At 65.4% G+C, this 18,333-nt stretch carries 19 protein-coding genes; 4 read left to right on the top strand and 15 right to left on the bottom strand.

Translation table 11 applies throughout. The features are described 5' to 3' along the window. Nucleotides 1-4 precede the first annotated feature (4 nt). From RPS27_RS21080 to RPS27_RS21060, 5 genes are all read right to left on the bottom strand, one after another. Nucleotides 5-709 carry an ABC transporter ATP-binding protein gene (locus RPS27_RS21080; RefSeq protein ID WP_212067578.1) on the bottom strand — a complete coding sequence of 235 codons (705 nt, stop codon included), beginning with the start codon at nucleotides 707-709 and terminating at the stop codon, nucleotides 5-7. Beyond that, entirely contained in the window at nucleotides 709-1,479 is a 771-nt protein-coding gene (locus RPS27_RS21075; RefSeq protein WP_194403825.1) for an ABC transporter ATP-binding protein, read from the bottom strand. The genes RPS27_RS21080 and RPS27_RS21075 overlap by 1 nt, the downstream gene beginning before the upstream one ends. Before the next feature lie 15 nt (nucleotides 1,480-1,494). After that, nucleotides 1,495-2,805: an ABC transporter substrate-binding protein gene (locus RPS27_RS21070; RefSeq protein ID WP_194403826.1), complete on the bottom strand. Its 1,311-nt coding sequence runs from the start codon at nucleotides 2,803-2,805 to the stop codon at nucleotides 1,495-1,497. A gap of 93 nt (nucleotides 2,806-2,898) precedes the next feature. Next, nucleotides 2,899-3,603: an NUDIX hydrolase gene (locus tag RPS27_RS21065; protein WP_313754227.1), complete on the bottom strand. Its 705-nt coding sequence runs from the start codon at nucleotides 3,601-3,603 to the stop codon at nucleotides 2,899-2,901. A gap of 29 nt (nucleotides 3,604-3,632) precedes the next feature. After that, on the bottom strand, nucleotides 3,633-4,658 hold the full coding sequence (locus tag RPS27_RS21060; protein ID WP_211416367.1) for an ABC transporter substrate-binding protein: 1,026 nt from the start codon (nucleotides 4,656-4,658) through the stop codon (nucleotides 3,633-3,635). A gap of 137 nt (nucleotides 4,659-4,795) precedes the next feature. Here RPS27_RS21060 and RPS27_RS21055 point away from each other — a divergent pair, with 137 nt between their 5' ends. Beyond that, nucleotides 4,796-5,245 (top strand): cupin domain-containing protein, encoded by a 450-nt coding sequence (locus RPS27_RS21055; RefSeq protein WP_212067584.1) that lies wholly within the window; start codon nucleotides 4,796-4,798, stop codon nucleotides 5,243-5,245. A gap of 71 nt (nucleotides 5,246-5,316) precedes the next feature. Here the strand turns inward: RPS27_RS21055 and RPS27_RS21050 are convergent, their stop codons facing one another. The 6 genes from RPS27_RS21050 to RPS27_RS21025 form a co-directional block, all read right to left on the bottom strand. Beyond that, complete coding sequence (locus RPS27_RS21050) at nucleotides 5,317-6,090, bottom strand: anti-sigma factor (protein WP_212067586.1); 774 nt, start codon at nucleotides 6,088-6,090, stop codon at nucleotides 5,317-5,319. Beyond that, the gene (locus RPS27_RS21045; RefSeq protein ID WP_313754226.1) at nucleotides 6,087-6,605 is read right to left on the bottom strand and encodes a sigma-70 family RNA polymerase sigma factor; all 519 of its coding nucleotides are present in this window, start codon (nucleotides 6,603-6,605) and stop codon (nucleotides 6,087-6,089) included. Before RPS27_RS21045 ends, RPS27_RS21050 begins: the two co-directional genes overlap by 4 nt. A 40-nt stretch (nucleotides 6,606-6,645) precedes the next feature. Further along, nucleotides 6,646-8,115 carry a YncE family protein gene (locus RPS27_RS21040; RefSeq protein ID WP_212067589.1) on the bottom strand — a complete coding sequence of 490 codons (1,470 nt, stop codon included), beginning with the start codon at nucleotides 8,113-8,115 and terminating at the stop codon, nucleotides 6,646-6,648. A 9-nt stretch (nucleotides 8,116-8,124) separates the two neighbouring features. Next, nucleotides 8,125-8,658, bottom strand: coding sequence for a DUF305 domain-containing protein (locus tag RPS27_RS21035; RefSeq protein ID WP_212067591.1), 534 nt, complete (start codon nucleotides 8,656-8,658; stop codon nucleotides 8,125-8,127). 102 nt (nucleotides 8,659-8,760) lie between these two features. Further along, nucleotides 8,761-9,546: an ABC transporter permease gene (locus RPS27_RS21030; protein ID WP_212067593.1), complete on the bottom strand. Its 786-nt coding sequence runs from the start codon at nucleotides 9,544-9,546 to the stop codon at nucleotides 8,761-8,763. Next, nucleotides 9,546-10,364, bottom strand: coding sequence for an ABC transporter ATP-binding protein (locus RPS27_RS21025; RefSeq protein ID WP_194403834.1), 819 nt, complete (start codon nucleotides 10,362-10,364; stop codon nucleotides 9,546-9,548). Before RPS27_RS21025 ends, RPS27_RS21030 begins: the two co-directional genes overlap by 1 nt. Nucleotides 10,365-10,487: 123 nt before the next feature. On the opposite strand from RPS27_RS21025, the gene RPS27_RS21020 reads away from it, so the two are divergent. After that, on the top strand, nucleotides 10,488-11,270 hold the full coding sequence (locus RPS27_RS21020) for an ABC transporter ATP-binding protein (RefSeq protein ID WP_212067595.1): 783 nt from the start codon (nucleotides 10,488-10,490) through the stop codon (nucleotides 11,268-11,270). Continuing rightward, nucleotides 11,267-12,826 (top strand): glycine betaine ABC transporter substrate-binding protein, encoded by a 1,560-nt coding sequence (locus tag RPS27_RS21015; protein WP_212067597.1) that lies wholly within the window; start codon nucleotides 11,267-11,269, stop codon nucleotides 12,824-12,826. The genes RPS27_RS21020 and RPS27_RS21015 overlap by 4 nt, the downstream gene beginning before the upstream one ends. A gap of 119 nt (nucleotides 12,827-12,945) precedes the next feature. Here RPS27_RS21015 and RPS27_RS21010 read toward each other — a convergent pair whose 3' ends face one another. Together RPS27_RS21010 and RPS27_RS21005 are read right to left on the bottom strand one after the other, a co-directional pair. Beyond that, nucleotides 12,946-14,658 carry a sulfatase-like hydrolase/transferase gene (locus RPS27_RS21010; protein ID WP_211416359.1) on the bottom strand — a complete coding sequence of 571 codons (1,713 nt, stop codon included), beginning with the start codon at nucleotides 14,656-14,658 and terminating at the stop codon, nucleotides 12,946-12,948. Nucleotides 14,659-14,896: 238 nt separating this feature from the next. Continuing rightward, complete coding sequence (locus RPS27_RS21005) at nucleotides 14,897-15,550, bottom strand: TetR/AcrR family transcriptional regulator (protein ID WP_212067602.1); 654 nt, start codon at nucleotides 15,548-15,550, stop codon at nucleotides 14,897-14,899. 107 nt (nucleotides 15,551-15,657) lie between these two features. Between RPS27_RS21005 and RPS27_RS21000 the strand changes: the two genes are divergently transcribed. After that, entirely contained in the window at nucleotides 15,658-16,278 is a 621-nt protein-coding gene (locus RPS27_RS21000) for a hypothetical protein (protein WP_212067604.1), read from the top strand. Nucleotides 16,279-16,289: 11 nt separating this feature from the next. Here RPS27_RS21000 and RPS27_RS20995 read toward each other — a convergent pair whose 3' ends face one another. Further along, nucleotides 16,290-17,138 (bottom strand): SDR family NAD(P)-dependent oxidoreductase, encoded by an 849-nt coding sequence (locus RPS27_RS20995; protein WP_212067606.1) that lies wholly within the window; start codon nucleotides 17,136-17,138, stop codon nucleotides 16,290-16,292. Nucleotides 17,139-17,295: 157 nt separating this feature from the next. Beyond that, complete coding sequence (ilvC, locus tag RPS27_RS20990) at nucleotides 17,296-18,315, bottom strand: ketol-acid reductoisomerase (protein WP_194403842.1); 1,020 nt, start codon at nucleotides 18,313-18,315, stop codon at nucleotides 17,296-17,298. Between the last annotated feature and the right edge of the window lie 18 nt (nucleotides 18,316-18,333).

Below are 18,333 nucleotides of genomic sequence, written 5' to 3'. Positions count from 1 at the left end.
AGCCTCACACCCCCAGATAAGCTTCCTTGACCGTGTCGCTCGCCAGCATCTCGGCCGAGGTGCCGGACGCCCTGATCGTGCCGGCCTCGATCAGATAGGCGCGGTCGACCACTTTCAGCACCTGCTGCACGTTCTGCTCGACGATCAGCACGGTCAGCCCGCGGCTGCGGATCCGCTTCACCAGTTCGAACACCTGCTGCACCACGACGGGCGCAAGGCCCGCCGAGGGCTCGTCCAGCAGCAGCAGCTTCGGATTGGACATCATCGCGCGGCCGATCGCACACATCTGCTGCTCGCCGCCGGACATGGTGCCGGCCATCTGGTGGCGCCGCTCCTTCAGGCGTGGGAACAGGTCGAACACGACCTCGAGCCGCTCGGCATAATGGCCCCGCGCCTCCTTCATGAAGGCCCCCATCTTGAGATTGTCGTCGACCGAGAGCTGCGGAAACAACCGCCGGTTCTCAGGCACATGCGCAATGCCGAGGCTGACGATCTTGTGCGGCGGCGTCGCCACGACGTCCGTGCCCTCCATCCGGATCGAGCCGCGCGCGGGGCGGATCAGGCCGGAGATGACGCGCATCAAGGTGGTCTTGCCGGCGCCGTTGGGGCCGATGACGCCGACGGCTTCGCCGGCCTTGACGTCGAGATTGACGTCGAACAGCGCCTGGAAGGTGCCATAGCCGGCATTGACGCCGCGGAGCTCCAGCATCACGCGCCTCCCGCGCGGCGGCGCGCTTCGGCGGCCGCGGCCTGCGTGGTCTCGGCATCGGTACCGAGATAGACCTCGATGACGCGCGGATCGCCCGCCACCGCACTCGGCAGGCCTTCCGAGATCTTCTCGCCGTGGTCGAGCACCATGACGCGATCGACGACGCGCATCAGCACGCCCATGATATGCTCGACCCAGATGATGGTGATGCCGAGCTCGTCGCGGATGTTGCGCAGCATGTCGGCGGCCTGATCCATCTCGGCCTCGTCGAGGCCGCCGAGACTCTCGTCGGCGAGCAGCAGCTTTGGCGCGGTGGCGAGCGCCTTGGCCAGCTCGAGCTTCTTCAGGCCGGCGGCGCCGAGACCATCGACGCTGGCGTGGCGATCGGTCGGCAGACCGACCATCGCGAGGGATCGCTCGGCAGCCTCTTCCGCCTTGACGCGGCTATGTCGGCCCTGGCCGTAGAAACCGGCGAGCGCGACGTTCTCGAAAATGGTCAGGCGGCGAAAGGGGCGCGGAATCTGGAAGGTGCGGCCGACGCCGCTGTTGATGATCCGGTGCGGCGCAAGGCCTGCGATCTCGTGCCCGGCAAACATGATCGAGCCCGAGGTCGGCGCCAGCGTGCCGGAGAGCATGTTGAAGATCGTGCTCTTGCCCGAGCCGTTGGGGCCGATCAGGCCGAGGATCTCGCCCTGATCGACCCGAAACGACACGTTGTTGACGGCGGTGAAGCCGCCGAACCGCTTCACCAATCCGCTGACTTCCAGCACCAAAGCCCTCCGCTGCTACTGGTTGCTGTAGGTGGTGCCCTTCGGCAGCGGCAGCACGGCGTCGCGCTGCGCCTGGCTCTTCGGCCACACCACGTGAGACTTGTCGTCGAGATACTGGATCACGACAGGGAACGAGCGCTCGTTCTGCCCGGCCATCGGCGTGCCCTCGCCGTAGAACTTCACGCCGAAGCCGAGCATGGTGCCGCCTTCGGGGATGTCGGTGTCGAGCGCCGCCTTGCGCAGCGCCTCGGGATCGACGCCGCCATATTTCTTGATCGCCCGCGGCAGCACATCCGCCATGAACACATAAGTGTTGGAGGCACCGATGCCGACATGGGCGGAGCGGATGGCGACGCCGGGCTTGATCTTGTCGAACTCTTCGCCGACCATCTTGATGACGGGCGGGAGCTTCGGATCCATGGTCTTCTGGTTGGCGAGCCAGATCGAGATCGGGTCGGTGTTGAAGATATAGGCGGCGTCGGCCCCCATGCCTTCCTTCAGCTTCTCATAGACGCCATAGCCGGCGCCATGGCCCATCAGCGCACCGAACTTCAGCCCCTGCTCGCGGGCCTGGCGCAGCAACAGGGTGATGTCCGGATTGTAGCCGGTGTGGAAGATGACGTCGGGCTTGGCGCGCTTCAGCTTGGTCACCAGCGGGGACAGATCGGGCGCGGTCGCCGAATAGCCCTCTTTGAGCACGACGTTGAAGCCGGCCTTCTTCGCGCCGGCCTCGTTGCCCTTGGAGACGTCGACGCCATAGGCGCCGTCCTCGTGGATGATGGCGACGCGCAAATCCTTCGGTTCCTTGCCGAGCTTCTCCTTGGCGTTCTGCGCGATGAAATCCATCGTCATCATGCCGAACTGGTCGCCGCTCGCCTGCGGGCGGAACACGTATTTGTAGCCTTTCTCGTTGAACACGGCCGACGAGATGCAGGTCGTCATCCACATGAACTTCTTGAGCTGCTCGACGCGGGCGGCCACCGGTACGCACTGGGCCGAGGAGAAGAAGCCGAGCACCATGTCGACCTTCTCCTGCTCGAGCAGGCGGACGGATTCGTTGATGGCGATGTCGGGCTTGCTCTGCGCGTCGGCATAGACCGCCTCGATCTTGTAGCCCTCCACGCCGGTCTTGGCGAAATGGTCGAGGATGATCTTCGCGCCGACATAATTGAGCTCGGAGCCGCCGCCGGCCAGAGGCCCGGTCAAATCAAAGACGACGCCGATCTTGATCTTCTTGTCCTGGGCCTGGGCGGACGCCGCCAAGCCCGTCGCTGCTATCGCGACCACCAGCCCATGTAGCAACCGGGCAGCCATGCGCAGGCGCATCAAAACCTCCCTGGACGATTGTGCATTGCATTCGTCTTGATCTTGCTTGCCCCCATCACATGGGCAGAGCGCAGGGATGTCAAGTCTTGCGCATCAGCGCGAGGCGAACTGCTGCTCGACAAAGGCCGTGACAAATCGCGGCATGGTCGGCCTGAGATCACTCATCCCGCGCACGAGATGAATGGCCGACAATTCGGGCTCGTCCTCGCTGGCGAGGTTGGCTTCGATGCGGGCGCGCGCCTCCTCGCCGGACATATCCAGGTTGAGCACCTGCATCATCGCAATCGCAGGGCCGCTGACGATGCAATGCCAGTCCGGCTCGGCCCGAAAGTCCGCCGCGGTGAGGCCGGTCTCTTCCTCGAGCTCGCGGACGACGCTGCCGGGAATGTCCAGCGTGTCACCCCTGACGTCGTCGAGATCGGGCGTGCCCGAGGGGAAATAGATTCGGCCCGCATTGGCGGTGTGCGGCGCCATCTCACCCATGACGAAGGCGCCGTCGGCGCTGCGCAGCGCGCCCATGCCAAAGCCGTTGAACACGGCAGGCCCGGGAAAGCCCCAGTCGCGCCAGGCGAGGAAGCTGGCGAAATCGGTCTCGAAATAGGTCGCAGCGAAACAGCCGTCCGCGAACACGGGATCGCGCCCGAGCAGGACGCGGCCATTCCATATCTTCGGCCGCTCGCGCTGCTTTTCGGCGAAATGCGCCGCGATCTCGTCGCGCCGTTCCTCCGCGAACGGCCAGACGATCGGCCGCACGGCAAGATCGAGCGTGGTGACGCGATGAATGATCGGTGACGTCATGAGCGACGGCTACCCCATCTTCGCGTCAGCTATTTGGCATTCCCCGTAGTCTTCTTGGCCTGCTCGACGAACTTGTTGGTGAAGGTCTTGCCGACATCGATCTTGGCATTGGCGACCTCGGGCGAGCCGACGCTGAACACCGAGAGCACGGCGTCCGCGCCCTTCGGGTCCATCTTGCCGGTCTCCGAGTACATCGGGATCGTGTTCTTCAGCGCGGCGAGATAGAGGTCCTTGTTCTTGCCGACCGTCTCCTCCGGCATCTTCGCCATGATCTCCTCAGGGGAGTGCGAATGGATCCAGGCGAGCGTGGCGAGGATCGCGTCGGTGAGCGCCTGCGTCTCCTTCTCGTGCTTGGCAACCCAGGCTGCCGTCGAGTACAGCGCGCCGCCCGGATATTCGCCGCCGAAAGTCTCGAGCGTGTCCTTCTGCGTGCGGGTGTCGGAGAGGATGCGCAGATCCTTGTGGCTGCCCTGGAGGACGGTGACGGAGGGGTCGAGCATCACGGCCGCGTCGATCTGGCCCTGCTCCATCGCGGCGACCGCGGTGGCACCGAGACCGACGCCGATCACGGCGGCGCTGGTGGGATCGACGCCGTTCTTCTTGAGCATGTATTTCAGGAAGAAGTCGGTGGAGGAGCCGGGCGCGCTGACGCCGACCTTCTTGCCGGCGAGATCCTTGACCGACTTGATGTCGTTGGTGCGCGAGGGCGCGACCACCAGCACGAGGCCGGGATAGCGGTCATAGACCACGAAGGACTGCAGCTCCTGCTTCTTGGCGGCCAGATTGACGCAATGGTCGAAATAGCCAGAGACCACGTCGGCGCTGCCGCCGAGCACGGCCTTGAGCGCGTCCGAGCCGCCCTTGAGGTCCACGAGCTCGACGCTGAGGCCGGCCTTCTCGTATTCGCCGAGCTGCTTGGCCAGTACCGTCGGCAGATAGCACAGGCAGGAGCCGCCGCCGACCGCGATGGTGACCTTGCTTTGCGCCGCGGCAAATCCGGTGGTGAGCGTCAGCGCGAGCAGCGCGCCGGCGAGCCTGGCAATCGTGTTCTTCATTGGTTTCCTCCGTTCGGCCGGCGGCACCATAGAGCAGCAGGACCGGCTTGAGAAGCGCGCCTTAAGGCACTGGCCATCGGCCTTTCGGCGCAATAGCATGGGCGCACAAGAACAATTCCTGATGGGGAGGATCATCCATGAATCGCTTCACTGCCGGGCTCGCGCTGGCCGCCGCCTTTGCCGCCGGATGCGGCGCGAACCAACTGCTCCGGCCGGCGCTGGCCGCGGAAAACATCACCGCGCAGATCATTCACACCGGCGAGACGGAAGGCGACGCGCTCGGCCCCGCCAACGCCGTCGGCTTCCGCTCGAAAATGTTCGCGAGCGCCGACGGCGCTACGATCTCGATCCAGGTCGGCAACGTGCCCAAGCACATGCACCCCAACACCAACGAGATCCAGTACATCCTGGACGGGACCGGGACGATCTGGCTCGGCGACAAGGAAGTGACGGTAAAGCCGGGCGACCTCGTCATCATCCCGAAGGGCACGCCGCACGGCGGGACCAAGCCGATCTCGGGACAGGTCAAGGCGATCGCGATCAAGACGCCGCCGCAAGCGCCGGATGATACCAAGCTGCTGGATTGAGACCCCTCAACCGGCGCGGGCGAATGCTCGGGCTCGCGCCGCTGCGCGGACCCGCTTGGTCGATTCCGGCGCTAGATCGGGCGCGCCTGCTTCCGAATCTCGTTCGCGATCGGCTTGAGAGTCTCCCCCGGAAGCTGGCCAACGAGCGTGTAACCCATGCCGCCATCCGCCCACACGAAGCCCGCGACATCGCCGGTCGATTGCGGCATCATCGGCGTGTCCAGGTTGCGGTTGCTCATCGGGCGCGTCAGCACAACGAGGCGATCCCCGCGATCGTCATCGTACATGAACATCGCGGCCGGGCCATGGGACGTCGCAACCAGGCGCCCCCCCATCAGCCTGTAGCCCGAGACAGAGAGGTCCGGCACCTTCACCGCCTGCTTCAGCCGAGTCGAGACCCATCGCGTGAGCTCCGCACTCTCGGAGGCGCGAATCTCGACCGGACGCACGCGGTCCGGTGCGTAGACGACATAAGAATAGGCTGCCTCCCGTGCCAGCGCCGACAGTCCGTTGGAACCCTCCTGCAACACGCTGCGCATGGTCCACCCGCCGAGACCGCCGATACCGAGGAGCAACGTCGCAGCGATCGCTCCCCACGTTCGCAGGGGACGTCGTCTTCGGCTCTCGATGACGCGCGACAAGTTCAATTCTGCCGGCAACGGCTCGTCGGCGATCGGCGCAAGCGCGCCGCGCAGCTGCTCGCGCTGGGTAGCGAAGGCCGCAACGCGCGCGGCAACATCCGGATGATCGTTCAGGTAGGATGCGACCTCCGCGCGACGCTCGGGCTCGAGCGCCTGGTCCACATAGGCGTGGAGATCATCCTCGGTGATCGGCCGCTGGTTCATTTCACGCTCCGCAAGGCCACGACATTTCCCGCCGCAGTGCCATCCATCTCCTGCTGCAGCCTCTCCCGCGCACGCGACAGGCGCGACATCACGGTCCCGATCGGGATGTTCAGCACCACTGCCGCATCCGCGTAGGAGAGGTCCTCGACCGCGACCAGCAACAACACGGCCCGCTGCTCCTCCGGGAGTTTCGCAAGCTTGGCAAGGACGTCCTGATAGATCAGCCTGTGCTCTTGCTCCGCCGCGCTGACAAGTTCCCGCTCGCCTGCATCGTCGATCGGCATATGCCTGCCCCGCGCTGTCGCCTGGCGAATCTGAGTGACAGCCAGGTTGTGAAGGATGGTGAACAGCCAGGCGCGCACGCTGCCGTCGCGCCGCTGGTGCCAGCGGCTGACGGCGCGCTCCAGGCAATCCTGAACCAAATCGTCGGCCGCGGCGCGTTCGCGCGTGAGCGCGCGGGCATAGCGGCGGAGCGCGGGGATTAGCGGCTCGACTTGAACCAGCATGTCCTTCATCAAGCGCTCCGCCATCTCTCGATTGGCGTTCGAACCGGAATCATTGAGCCTCGATCTGGACCGCCTCGCCCGGCATCGCCGCGTCGCCGGACGCGATCACCAAATAGCGCTTTGCGGCCGCGGCAGACTGGTCGACGATCTGCCGGATCGGACCGGCCGCGTTGACGATAGCGGATCCGGCCGGATTGGTCATGAAGGCCGCCAGCGGCTGCAATGGGCCGCCCCCGTCACTACGCTCCGCAAGCGCCAACACATATTTCCGCTTGGGCTGAAGTCCCGTCACTGAAGCCTGCAGGATCTGGATCAGGCCTTGATCGAAGAGCGAGACCGTGGTCGGCGCCTTACCGTGCTTTGTGCCGCCTTTCGACGCGAGCGCCAGATGAGCCACCTGGCCAGCCACGCCGAGCGCCTGCAGGTTCTGGCGGTCATCCGGGTCAGGCGCAGCATTCGGAACATAGGCGATCGCTTGCGGCGCCTGGCCGATCGGAACGTTCCCAACCACTTTGTTGGTCGCGGTGTCGATGGCCGCGAGCGCGTCGGCGTTCTCCAGCCCCACATAGATGCGGGTGCCGTCGCCGGACGGCCACACGCCGTGCGGCAGATTGCCGACCGGGATCGTGGCGACTTGCGAGAAGTCGTCGGTGCGGAACACCTTCAATTCGTTCAAGCCGCCGACGGTGACATAGGCGAACGTGCCTTTGGCGGTGTGCGCGAAGTTGACGTGATTGGTGATCGGCCCGGTGTCGATGGTCTTGATTGCATTGAACGGCGGCCTTGCGTTGAACACTTGTGTCCGGCCGACGTCCTTCAGCGTGAACCACACCTGATCTCCATCGGGCGTCGCCGCAATGTTCGGACAGAACGGACTTTCTTGCTTCACCGTAGCGATGATCTTGTGCTCGACGACCGAGACGACATCGGTCTCGGGATTGAAGGACGAGCAGATGTAGCCGTATTTGCCGTCAGGTGAGAATATCTGCATCCCCGGCCCGTTCGGCGTCGTGATGCGGGTCTTCTCCTTGAAGCTCGTTGGATCGATGACGGAGATGTAATTCTCGCCGCGGACGGTAACCCAGACCTCCTTGCCGTCGGGTGTAAAGAACGCCTCGTGTGGCGACCGCCCGACATAGGTCACGTGCCTGACCGCGTTGGTCGCAGTGTCGATGAAGCTCACTGAGTTCGAGCCGATCGACACTACGGCCAGCGTCTTGTGATCGGGCGAGAAACCCATGCCGTGCACGAGCACCTGCCCCTTGTAGAGCGGGCTGAAATTGCCGGGCTGCGGGTCACCAAGCCGGATTACGCCAAGCAGTTTGTTGTCGGCAGGGTCGGTGACCGAAACCGTGTTCGAGAACTGCTCAGCCGCGTAGACCCGATCGTGATGACTGATCGGAATGTCGGGGGAGGACAGCGCGCCAGGCGCCTGCCCCGCCCATGCGACGGAGCCGGTGGCGAGCATGGTGGCCGCCAGGAAAATGGTCCTCATCATATGGCTTCGAGACTTGGTCATCTGCCGCTCCTACTTCTTCATTCCAGTGGACATGTCCATCCGCATTACAGGATGATGATGAACAGTTGCGATGGGAACGGATTGCGGCTGGGTCGGAGCAGGCGTGGTGTCGGTCGCCGGCTCGCCGATGGCGAGCTTCATGGCAGCGATCTCCTGCATCTGGTCGACGATGATTTCCTGAGCGATGCGCCGAAGCTGCTCGTTCTTACCGTACCGCAGCTCGATCACGGCCATGTCGATGGCGCCCTGATGATGCGGGCTCATCATCGCGACAAAGTCGCGATCGATGTCGCCGGTCGGTTTGACCGCCATGTCGTTCATCATCCTGGTCATGGCGGCATCATTCTCTTGCAGGAAGGCGCTCTCTTCCGTGCTCGGCGCAGCAGGTGGGTTCGGATGGGACTCGTGCGCGAAGACGATTGGAGGAAGCGCGAAAGCGACGAGAATGCGCGCGGCAAGGAACGCTGTGCCGAGCCCGAGCCTCGGCCATCGACATCTGCCTGCACGCGCCGCTACCGCGGGGCGAAACTGTGAGGGGGGCATCCTGAACTCCCATGCAGGTGGTTGCATGGAGGTTTGACGCGTGGGCGCGCGTTCTATTCCGGCCGGTCGATCACATAAATGTCAGCTGTCGGGGGCGGCGGCCTAGCCGCGCCCGTCCACGGTCGGCCGCCAGACCAGCAGACGCCGCTCGACCAGCGTCACGCCGAAGTCGATCAGGATGACGAAGGCCGACAGCACGAACATGCCGGCGAATACGCCGGCGACGTCGAACACGCCTTCGGCCTGCTGGATGAGATAGCCGAGGCCCGCCGCCGATCCCAGATATTCGCCGACGACCGCGCCGACCACGGCGAAGCCGACCGAGGTGTGCAGCGAGGAGAACATCCAGGACAGCGCCGAGGGCCAATAGACGTGCTGCATCAACTGCCGCTCGCTCATGCCGAGCATGCGGCCATTGTCGAGCACGGTGCGGCTGACCTCCTTGACGCCCTGATAGACGTTGAAGAACACGATGAAGAACACCAAGGTGACGCCGAGCGCGACCTTGGACCAGATGCCGAGGCCGAGCCACAGCGCGAAGATCGGCGCCAGCACCACGCGGGGCAGCGCGTTGACCATCTTGACGTAGGGGTCGAACACCGCGGCCACCAGCGGCTGGCGCGCGAACCAGAAGCCGATCAGCACGCCACCGAGCGAACCGATCACGAAGGCGAGGATCGATTCCGTCAACGTGATGGCGAGATGCTTCCAGATCACGCCGGAGGCGAACCACTTTACGATCTGGCTGAAGACGTCGAGCGGGTTGGAGAAGAAGAACGGCGGCAGCAGGACCTTGCCGAACACGGGGACGGTCGACAGCACCTGCCACAGCACGATGCAGACGACCGCGACCAGGACCTGCAGCGCGAACAGCGTCGGACGCGACATCAGACCGCCTCCGCCGCTTGCGTGGATTGCGCGTAGCCCTTCATCACCTCGTCCTTGAGCACGCTCCAGATCTCGCGATGCAGCTCGTGGAACTCCTTGTCCAGCCGCACCTCGAAGATGTCGCGCGGGCGGGCCAAGCCGACGCGCCAGTCGCCGATGATGCGCGAGGACGGACCAGCCGACATGATCACGACGCGGTCGGCGAGCGCGATGGCCTCTTCCAGATCGTGGGTGACGAACAGCACCGCCTTGCGGTCGGCGTTCCACAGATCGAGCAGCAGATTTCCCATCACCTGGCGGGTCTGTGCATCGAGCGGCCCGAACGGCTCGTCCATCAAGAGGATCTTGGGATCGCGGATCAGCACCTGTGCGAGCGCCACGCGCTTGCGCTGGCCGCCGGAGAGCATGTGCGGATAGCGGCCCGCGAAGGCGCCAAGGCCGACGGAGGTCAGCCATTGCTGCGCGCGCGGCAGCGCTTCGGCCCGCGGCGTGCCCTTGATCTCGAGCCCGATCGCGACATTGTCGAGCGCGGTCTTCCAGGGGAACAGCGCATCGGCCTGGAACAGATAGCCGGCATCCCGGTTCAGCCCCGCGAGCGGCTGGTCGAAAATCCTGACACTGCCGGCGGCCGGCTTCAGCAGCCCGGCCGCGACGTTGAGCAGCGTAGATTTGCCGCAGCCCGTGGGGCCGACAATGGCCACGAACTCGCCCTGCGCCACCGTGAGATGGGCCTTTTCCACCGCCGTATAGACCCGCCCGTCCCCGAGCCGGAACGCGACCTTGGCATCTTCCAGCGCCACCGCCGTGGGCGTCGACATATGCTTCCTCCGGATTTCGCTTGATGCCTTAGCCGCTCGCGCGCGCAAGTTCAATCAAGCCGCCAAGCGTGCTAGGCATGCCGTGCCCTCCAAGGGAGGGGAAGGAAGAATGAGCTGCGTCGAATGCCTTCCAAGCCGACCATCAGCTACGCCCACGTGACCAAGCGGTTCGGCCCGCTGAGGGCTGTCGACGACGTCTCGCTCGACGTCGCCGAGGGCGAATTTCTGGCCATCGTCGGCGGCTCGGGCTCCGGCAAGACGACGCTGCTGCGGCTCGCCAACCGGCTGATCGAGGCCGATGGCGGCACCATCACGGTCGGCGGCGAGGACGTGCAAAACGTCGACCCGGTCGCGCTGCGGCGGCGGATCGGCTACGTCTTCCAGAGCGGCGGGCTGTTTCCGCATTTGAGCGTCGCCGACAATATCGGGATCACGCCAAAGCTGCTGGGCGAGCCGGCTTCGGCGGTCGCCGCGCGGGTCGACGAGCTGCTGGAGCTGGTGCAGCTCGAGCGCGATGCGCATCGCGACCGCCTGCCGGAGGCGCTCTCCGGCGGCCAGCGCCAGCGCGTCGGGGTCGCGCGGGCGCTTGCGGCGAGGCCCCGCATCATGCTGATGGACGAGCCGTTCGGCGCGCTCGATCCCCTCACCCGCGACGCGCTCGGCGACGACTATCGCTCGCTGCATCGCAAGCTCGGCCTGACCACGGTGATGATCACCCACGACATGACGGAGGCGATCCTGCTCGCCGACCGCATCGCGGTGATGCGAGAGGGGAAGCTGCTCGCCCAGGGCACTCCCGCCGAACTGTCGCGGAGCAGCGACGCTTACGTGCTGGAGCTGTTGCGCACGCCGCGCCGCCAGGTCGAGCGGCTGAACGCGCTGCTGCCGCAGGGCGGTGCGGCATGAGCTTGCTTGCCGATCCACGCTGGGGCGAGGCGCTGGGGCATCTGCCCGATTATCTCGGCAACCATGTGCGGGTCAGTCTCGCCGCGCTCGCGCTTGGACTCGCCGTCAGCCTGCCGCTGGCCATCCTGACGCGCAACCGCCCGGCGCCGCGCGCCATCCTGCTCGCGATCGCCAGCATCGTGCAGACCGTGCCGGGCCTGGCGCTGCTCGCGCTGTTCTATCCGCTGCTGCTGCTGGCGGCATCCGTGACGCTGGCCTGGTTCGGCGTGTCCTTTTCGGCGTTCGGCTTCCTGCCCGCGATGCTGGCGCTGGCGCTCTATTCGATGCTGCCGGTGCTGCGCAACGGCATCACCGGGCTCAACGGCATCGATCCCGCGCTGATCGAGGCCGCCAAGGGCGTCGGCATGACCGCGCGGCAGTCGCTGATCATGGTCGAGCTGCCGCTGGCCCTGCCGGTGATGATGGCGGGCATCCGCACCGCCGCGGTGTGGGTGATCGGCACGGCGACGCTGTCGACGCCGATCGGGCAGACCAGTCTCGGCAATTACATCTTTGCGGGATTGCAGACCCAGAACTGGGTGCTCGTGCTGTTCGGCTGCTTTGCCTCCGCCCTGCTCGCGCTCGCCGTCGATCAGTTGCTCGGCCTGATCGAGGTCGGCCTGCGCCAGCGAAGCCGCGCTCGCACCGTGCTCGGTGCCTCCGGTATCGCGGCGCTGGTTGCGGCAACGCTGGTGCCGACCATGGGACGCTCGCCGCAAGGCTATGTCGTCGGTGCAAAAACCTTCGCCGAGCAATATGTGCTGTCGGCGCTGATGCGGGATCGGCTGCAGGCGGCGGGCCTCTCGGCCACGGCGCGCTCGGGCCTCGGCTCCAGCGTGATCTTTGGGGCATTGAAGGCGGGCGACATCGATCTCTGTGTCGATTATTCCGGCACGCTGTGGGCCAACCAGCTGCATCGCACCGACATCAAGCCGCGCGCCGAGCTGATCGCGGAGCTGAAGACAGCGCTGGCGAAGGACAACATCACGCTGCTCGGCGAGCTCGGCTTCGAGAATGCCTATGCGCTGGTGATGCCGAAGAAGCGCGCCGAGGCGCTCGGCGTCCGCACCGTCGCCGATCTCGCGGCGCATGCGCCGACGCTGTCGATCGCCGGCGATTACGAGTTCTTCTCGCGCCCCGAATGGGCTGCGCTGCAGAAGGCCTACGGCCTTTCGTTCCGCGCCCAGCGCCAGATGCAGCCGGACTTCATGTATGCGGCGGTGGCCAGCGGCGAGGTCGACGTCATCGCCGGCTACACCAGCGACGGCCTGATCGCGAAATACGACCTCGTCGCGCTTGACGACCCCAAGCGCGCGATCCCGCCCTACGATGCGATCCTGCTGCTCGCGCCGAAGCGCGCGGGGGATGAGCGGCTCAAGGCGGCGCTGCAACCGCTGCTCGGAAAGATCGATATCGCCACCATGCGCGAAGCAAACCTGCGCGCATCCGGCAACGACGCGAACTCGTCGCCGGATGCGGTGGCGAAGTGGTTGTGGGAGAAGGTGGGCGGGCGATAGGGTGGGGTTTCGTAGGGCGGGCAAAGGCGCGTAAGCGCCGTGCCCGCGTCTTTGGATAACGCGCGACAGGTAGTGGGCACGCTTCCGCTTTGCCCACCCTACGCACGTAGCTATCGGCGCTACAGCCCCCGGATCATTCCCGCGTCGATCAAGAGGCGGTTCAGCCGCCGCGCTTCGGCGCCGTCCCTGCAGGCGTAGAAGACGCCCTTGCAGCGGAGCATAATCTCCTTCTGCTCGGCAAAAGACGGGTCGAGCGGGATGCCCGCGGCCTCCTGGATGACCAGCGGCAGATAGGGGCCGTCGATCGTGTCCATCACGGCATCACTTTTCACCGGCTCGAAATTGACGGCATCGATCGCGTAATAGGTCGCATAGAGGCGCGGATCGTAGGCGTCGAGCCTCTTGCCGATGGCGCCCTCGTCGAGCCCGGGCTCGAGGATCCCAGGCGCGAACTCCGGCTGATGATCGCCGTATCGCACGATCAGGAAGGGCTCGCCGGGGAATGTCTTCTTTAGCCCCGCGACGAACGCCTTGTACTGCTCGGCGCTCATCGCCTGCCGGCGCAGATATTCGTCGATGGACGCCACGTTGCCCGGCGCGCGCCAGTTCGGCAGCAGGTCGGGACGGAAGCGCGTCTCCCAGGGGAAATGATTGGCGCCGAGATAGATGAAGGTGAACAGCGGCTTGTTCGGCGGCTGCTGGCCCATCAGCTGGAGCGCCTTGCCGTAGAAGAAGCTGTCGGGCTCGACATCCTTGGCGCCGAGATCCTTGGAGTCGAGGAAGCGTTCGACGCCGGTCGTCATCTGGAAGCTGCGCGCCGCCATGAAGCCGCCATAGGCGGGATAGAGCGACATCGTGTCGTAGCCGCAGCGGCGCAGCGCCAGCGGCAGGCCGCGCTCGACGCGGTTTGAAGCGATGCGTGTCACGAAATAGGCGAAGCGGCCGAACGAACGCGAGGAGAGTCCCGCGAGCACGTTGTATTCGGTGAACCAGCTCGGCCCGCCATTGCTTTCGGCGAGGAACGTGCGCTGCTTGCCGTCCCAAGATTTGAAGTGGCTGCCATAGCCCTGCGGCACCTTGATGCCGGCGGCGGCGCGGATGTCGAAGCTCGATTCATCATGGATCATGATGATGTTCGGCCGGCGGCCCGCGGGATGGCAGGAATCGACCAGCGGCATGTTGAGCCGCTCATTGCTCGCGGCGGCCGATTCCATGAAGCCGTATTGCACGAAATCGGAGACCGAGCTGACGCCGGAGCGGAAGAACTTCGACAGATAGCCGTCGTCGTAATAGCCGCGCCAGGCCTCGTCGGGATGATAGAGCGAATAACCGACCAGTGCGGCGAGACAGGCCAGCTTGCAGGCGAGCGCGGGCAGGCGGCGGATGCGGAACGGATCGAGCCACCACAGCGCATACATCAGCGGCAGCGTGACGAAGCCGGCCAGGATCACCGACCAGCGCAAATTCGGGAAGATCGTGAACAGGAAGGCGACGGTGTCGCGGTCGATCATCATCAGGTCGATGAAGTTGACCGTCATCTGCACGACGTCGTGCTTCAGCCGCGACAGCAGCACCAGCACGACCACCATGGTCAGCGACAGCGCGCCCGAGAGCGCCGGCCGGCGCAGCAATGCGATCCAGAAGAAGTTGAGGATGCCCCAGGCCAGCGCGAAGGAGAGGCGCGAGCCGAAATCGGTCTCGGTCTGGTACATCAGCGCGAGCGCGGCCAGATGCGGCGCGGCAACGGCGAGCAGCCGCCAGATGCCGAGCGCGGCGACGCTCGCCAGCACGGCGGTGGTGGCAGAAGGACCTGGATTGGGCGCGGACGCCATCGAGGACACGCAACTCTGGTCCGGTGCGGTGATGCCAAGCCGTCTGGCCGGCCCGAAACGACCAGGGCCTCCGGCGCAGCCGGAAGCCTGCACCATGTCATAAAACTGTAACGGAACGGTCAAGGACAGGCAACGCGTGTCGTGATTTGACCGGCGCTTAATCCTGGTGGGCGACGAGGCGTCAGCGCTGCCCGACCCGCATGGTGAGGAGAAAGACCGGCGGCGGTTGCCCGCGGCGTCAGGATTTCGCGATGCCGGCGATGAACAGATCCAGCACGCCCTCCGCCATCCGCTCGATCTCACCGGCCTCGACGCCCCAGCGCGGAAAGTGGCCGTCGAGATTCATCCTGGCAAAACCGTAAACCAGGGCGCGGCCGGCGACCTGAATGCGCTTGAGGTCCGCCGAGCGCAGCAGGCCCTGCTCCGCCGCGTCAGCAAGGATCCCCTCGGTCAGCGCGATCAGCTCGGCATTGTCGCGCGTCAGTTCCGCGGAGCTGCCATGGACGAAGTAACGTCCAGTGGAGATGATCTCGAAATGGGCGGGATTGCGCATGGCCCAGCGCAGGTAGGCAAGGCCGAAGGCGCGGAAACGGGCGAGCGGCGCGGCGGCCGGGGCCTCGCTCAGGGCCGCGTCGATCTCCGCACGAAAACGCCGCTGCGCTTCCTCGGCCACTGCCGCCATCAGGGCGTCGCGGTTCGGAAAGTGCCGAAACGGCGCACCCGGCGACACCGCGGCCCGGCGGGCGGCCTCGCGGACCGAGACCTCCGCTCCTTCGGCCGCAAGCTGCAGCGCAGCATCAATCAGGACGCGGCGGAGGTCGCCATGGTGATACGGCCGGACTTGGGCTCTGGGACGGCGGGCACGCGGCTTGGACGGTTGACGGGCGGGCATGGGCGCTTCCTAGCATCACCCGAACGTGAATGTAAGCATCGATTACACCGTTGACCAACGCGCAGCATCGAAATGTAATCAGTGATTACATAGCGGAGGGAAGCATCATGTCGCAACGTCAAGGTTGGCTCGAAGGCTGGCGGCTGCTGGCCGCCCTCGCCCTCAGCCTGGTGGTCCTCAGCCTGTGGATCGCCTCGATGCGGCAGTTCGAGATCGAGGGCGTGCGGATGGTCATCCGTTTCACGGCGCGCAGCTCGCTGCTGCTGTTCTGCCTCGCCTTCAGCGCCGCAGCGCTGGCGCGACTGTGGCCCAATGGCTGGACGCGCTGGCAGCACCGCAACCGCCGCTATCTCGGCCTGAGCTTTGCCGCGTCCCACGCTATCCACGCGGCCGCGATCATCCTCTTCGCCAACATGGACCCGGTCGGCTTCGCGGCCGCGACCTCACCCGCCTCCTACATCTTCGGCGGCATCGGCTATGCCGTCATCATCGCCATGAGCGCGACCTCCTTCGACCGCGCCGCCGCGCTGATCGGACCGCGCGCCTGGCGGACACTGCATCTTGCCGGCGGTTATTATCTCTGGCTCCAGTTCATGGTCTCGTTCGGCAAGCGCGCGCCGGCGATGCCGCTCTATGCCGCGTTCCTCATTCCGCTCCTGATCGTGATGGCGCTGCGCATGATCGCGATGGCCCGCCATCCACGCGGGCAGACCGTCGCGGCGGGCTGAAGCGCCCATCTTTACTGCGGCAGGAATCCGAGCCGCTTGGCGATGATGCGATCGAGCGTCCGCTTCGGCAGCACGCTCGCGATCAGATGCCGCATCGGGTCCGGGGTGATCTGATAGCGCACCTTCGGGCTCGCCGCGGTGAGCGCCTCGAACACGATCTCGGCGATCCGCTCCGCAGGCAGGCCCTTGGCGCCGAGGTCCATCATGAAGGCCATGACCTTGTTCAGCGCCGGCAGGTAGGGCGAGTTCTGGTAGACGGAGAGATCGATCTCCTCGGCCTTGCTCCAGATCGGCGTCTTCACCGCGCCAGGGGCGACGATGATGACGTCGATGCCGAACAGCATCAATTCACGGCGCAGACTTTCGGAAAGGCCTTCGATGGCATGCTTGGAGGTGCAATAAGGCGCCGACAGCGGATTGCCGTTCTTGCCCGCGACCGAGCTGATCATCACGATCCGCCCTTTCGGCCCCTTCAGCGAGGGGTCGGCGCCGAGCAGCGGCCCGAAGGCCTGCGTCGCGATGACGGGGCCGATCACGTTGATGTCCATCTGGCGACGAAAATCGTCGGCCGACAATTCGAGCACGGGGCCGGCGACCGCGACACCGGCATTGTTGACGAGGCCGGCCAACGTCTCGCCGCCCAGCGCCTCGCGGGCCGTCCGCGCGGCCGCCAGCACGGCGGCTTCGTCGGTGACGTCGAACAGCAGAGGAGAGAAATTGGTGCCGAACTCGGCCGTCAGCCGATCGGCATCGGCCTGCTTACGGACGCTGCCGAAGACGCGATAGCCGCGCCCGATCAGGAATTTTGCAGTAGCCCAGCCGATGCCGGTGGACGCACCGGTGACGACGACAGATCGCATGGTCCTCTCCCTCAGGTTCCCGCGATCATGCCTTGGATTGTGACCGGTGTCCCAGACAAGTGCAGCGAAGCGAGCGCAGAGCCGGGACCCAGGAGCCGCAACCCCGGACCAGCAGCGCACCACTTGCGTGCTGCGCTGCATCCGGGGGACGCAAAGCTCAGTTCTTCGACTTGTCGACCAGCGCGCCCTTCTTGATCCAGGGCATCATGTCGCGGAGTTTCGCGCCGACTTCCTCGATCGGGTGCTGAGCGAGCTTGGCGCGGGTCGCCTTGAACGAGGTCTGGTTGACCTTGTTCTCGAGCATCCAGTCGCGGGCGAACTTGCCGCCCTGGATGTCGGCGAGAACCCGCTTCATCTCGGCCTTGGTCTCGGCGGTGACGATGCGCGGACCCGTGACGTACTCGCCGTATTCGGCGGTGTTGGAGATCGAGTAGTTCATGTTGGCGATGCCGCCTTCATAGATCAGGTCGACGATCAGCTTCACTTCGTGCAGGCACTCGAAATAGGCCATCTCCGGCGCGTAGCCGGCTTCGACCAGGGTCTCGTAGCCGCCCTTGATCAGTTCGACCAGGCCGCCGCAAAGCACGACCTGCTCGCCGAACAGGTCGGTCTCGCACTCTTCCTTGAAGGTGGTCTCGATGATGCCGGCGCGGCCACCGCCGACGGCCGACGCGTAGGACAGGCCGAGGTCATGGGCGTTGCCCGAGACGTCCTTGGCGATCGCGATCAGGCAGGGCACGCCGCCGCCGCGCTGATATTCCGAGCGCACGGTGTGGCCGGGACCCTTCGGCGCGATCATGAGCACGTCGAGGTCGGCGCGCGGGTCGAGCAGGTTGAAATGGACGTTGAGGCCGTGCGCGAACACCAGCGCCGCACCCTTCTTCATGTTATCGTGCAGGTGATCGCGATAGATGTCGCCCTGGAGCTCGTCCGGGGTCAGCATCATGACGAGGTCGGCCCATTTGGCGGCTTCGGCGACTTCCATCACCTTGAAGCCGGCGGCTTCCGCCTTCTTCACCGAGCCCGAATCCTTGCGCAGCGCGATGGCGACTTCCTTGACGCCGGAATCCTTCAGATTGAGCGCATGGGCATGGCCCTGGCTGCCATAGCCGACGATGGCGACCTTCTTGCCCTTGATCAGGTTCAGGTCGGCGTCGCGATCGTAATAAACACGCATAGGTCGTTTCCTCGTTCA

It is taken from the genome of Bradyrhizobium sp. WYCCWR 12699 (genome assembly GCF_032144035.1).
GTDB lineage: Bacteria > Pseudomonadota > Alphaproteobacteria > Rhizobiales > Xanthobacteraceae > Bradyrhizobium.
Note: the sequence above shows the minus strand (reverse complement) of the source record. Positions and strands in the feature narration are given on the sequence as shown.

What these genes read in the sequence shown, in the direction of transcription:
- RPS27_RS21080 (WP_212067578.1), bottom strand. Translation starts at nt 709, where the DNA reads ATGCTGGAGCTCCGCGGCGTCAATGCCGGCTATGGCACCTTCCAGGCG.
- RPS27_RS21070 (WP_194403826.1), bottom strand. Translation starts at nt 2,805, where the DNA reads ATGCGCCTGCGCATGGCTGCCCGGTTGCTACATGGGCTGGTGGTCGCG.
- RPS27_RS21065 (WP_313754227.1), bottom strand. Translation starts at nt 3,603, where the DNA reads ATGACGTCACCGATCATTCATCGCGTCACCACGCTCGATCTTGCCGTG.
- RPS27_RS21060 (WP_211416367.1), bottom strand. Translation starts at nt 4,658, where the DNA reads ATGAAGAACACGATTGCCAGGCTCGCCGGCGCGCTGCTCGCGCTGACG.
- RPS27_RS21055 (WP_212067584.1), top strand. Translation starts at nt 4,796, where the DNA reads ATGAATCGCTTCACTGCCGGGCTCGCGCTGGCCGCCGCCTTTGCCGCC.
- RPS27_RS21050 (WP_212067586.1), bottom strand. Translation starts at nt 6,090, where the DNA reads ATGAACCAGCGGCCGATCACCGAGGATGATCTCCACGCCTATGTGGAC.
- RPS27_RS21045 (WP_313754226.1), bottom strand. Translation starts at nt 6,605, where the DNA reads ATGAAGGACATGCTGGTTCAAGTCGAGCCGCTAATCCCCGCGCTCCGC.
- RPS27_RS21040 (WP_212067589.1), bottom strand. Translation starts at nt 8,115, where the DNA reads ATGACCAAGTCTCGAAGCCATATGATGAGGACCATTTTCCTGGCGGCC.
- RPS27_RS21035 (WP_212067591.1), bottom strand. Translation starts at nt 8,658, where the DNA reads ATGCCCCCCTCACAGTTTCGCCCCGCGGTAGCGGCGCGTGCAGGCAGA.
- RPS27_RS21030 (WP_212067593.1), bottom strand. Translation starts at nt 9,546, where the DNA reads ATGTCGCGTCCGACGCTGTTCGCGCTGCAGGTCCTGGTCGCGGTCGTC.
- RPS27_RS21025 (WP_194403834.1), bottom strand. Translation starts at nt 10,364, where the DNA reads ATGTCGACGCCCACGGCGGTGGCGCTGGAAGATGCCAAGGTCGCGTTC.
- RPS27_RS21020 (WP_212067595.1), top strand. Translation starts at nt 10,488, where the DNA reads ATGCCTTCCAAGCCGACCATCAGCTACGCCCACGTGACCAAGCGGTTC.
- RPS27_RS21015 (WP_212067597.1), top strand. Translation starts at nt 11,267, where the DNA reads ATGAGCTTGCTTGCCGATCCACGCTGGGGCGAGGCGCTGGGGCATCTG.
- RPS27_RS21010 (WP_211416359.1), bottom strand. Translation starts at nt 14,658, where the DNA reads ATGGCGTCCGCGCCCAATCCAGGTCCTTCTGCCACCACCGCCGTGCTG.
- RPS27_RS21005 (WP_212067602.1), bottom strand. Translation starts at nt 15,550, where the DNA reads ATGCCCGCCCGTCAACCGTCCAAGCCGCGTGCCCGCCGTCCCAGAGCC.
- RPS27_RS21000 (WP_212067604.1), top strand. Translation starts at nt 15,658, where the DNA reads ATGTCGCAACGTCAAGGTTGGCTCGAAGGCTGGCGGCTGCTGGCCGCC.
- RPS27_RS20995 (WP_212067606.1), bottom strand. Translation starts at nt 17,138, where the DNA reads ATGCGATCTGTCGTCGTCACCGGTGCGTCCACCGGCATCGGCTGGGCT.
- ilvC (WP_194403842.1), bottom strand. Translation starts at nt 18,315, where the DNA reads ATGCGTGTTTATTACGATCGCGACGCCGACCTGAACCTGATCAAGGGC.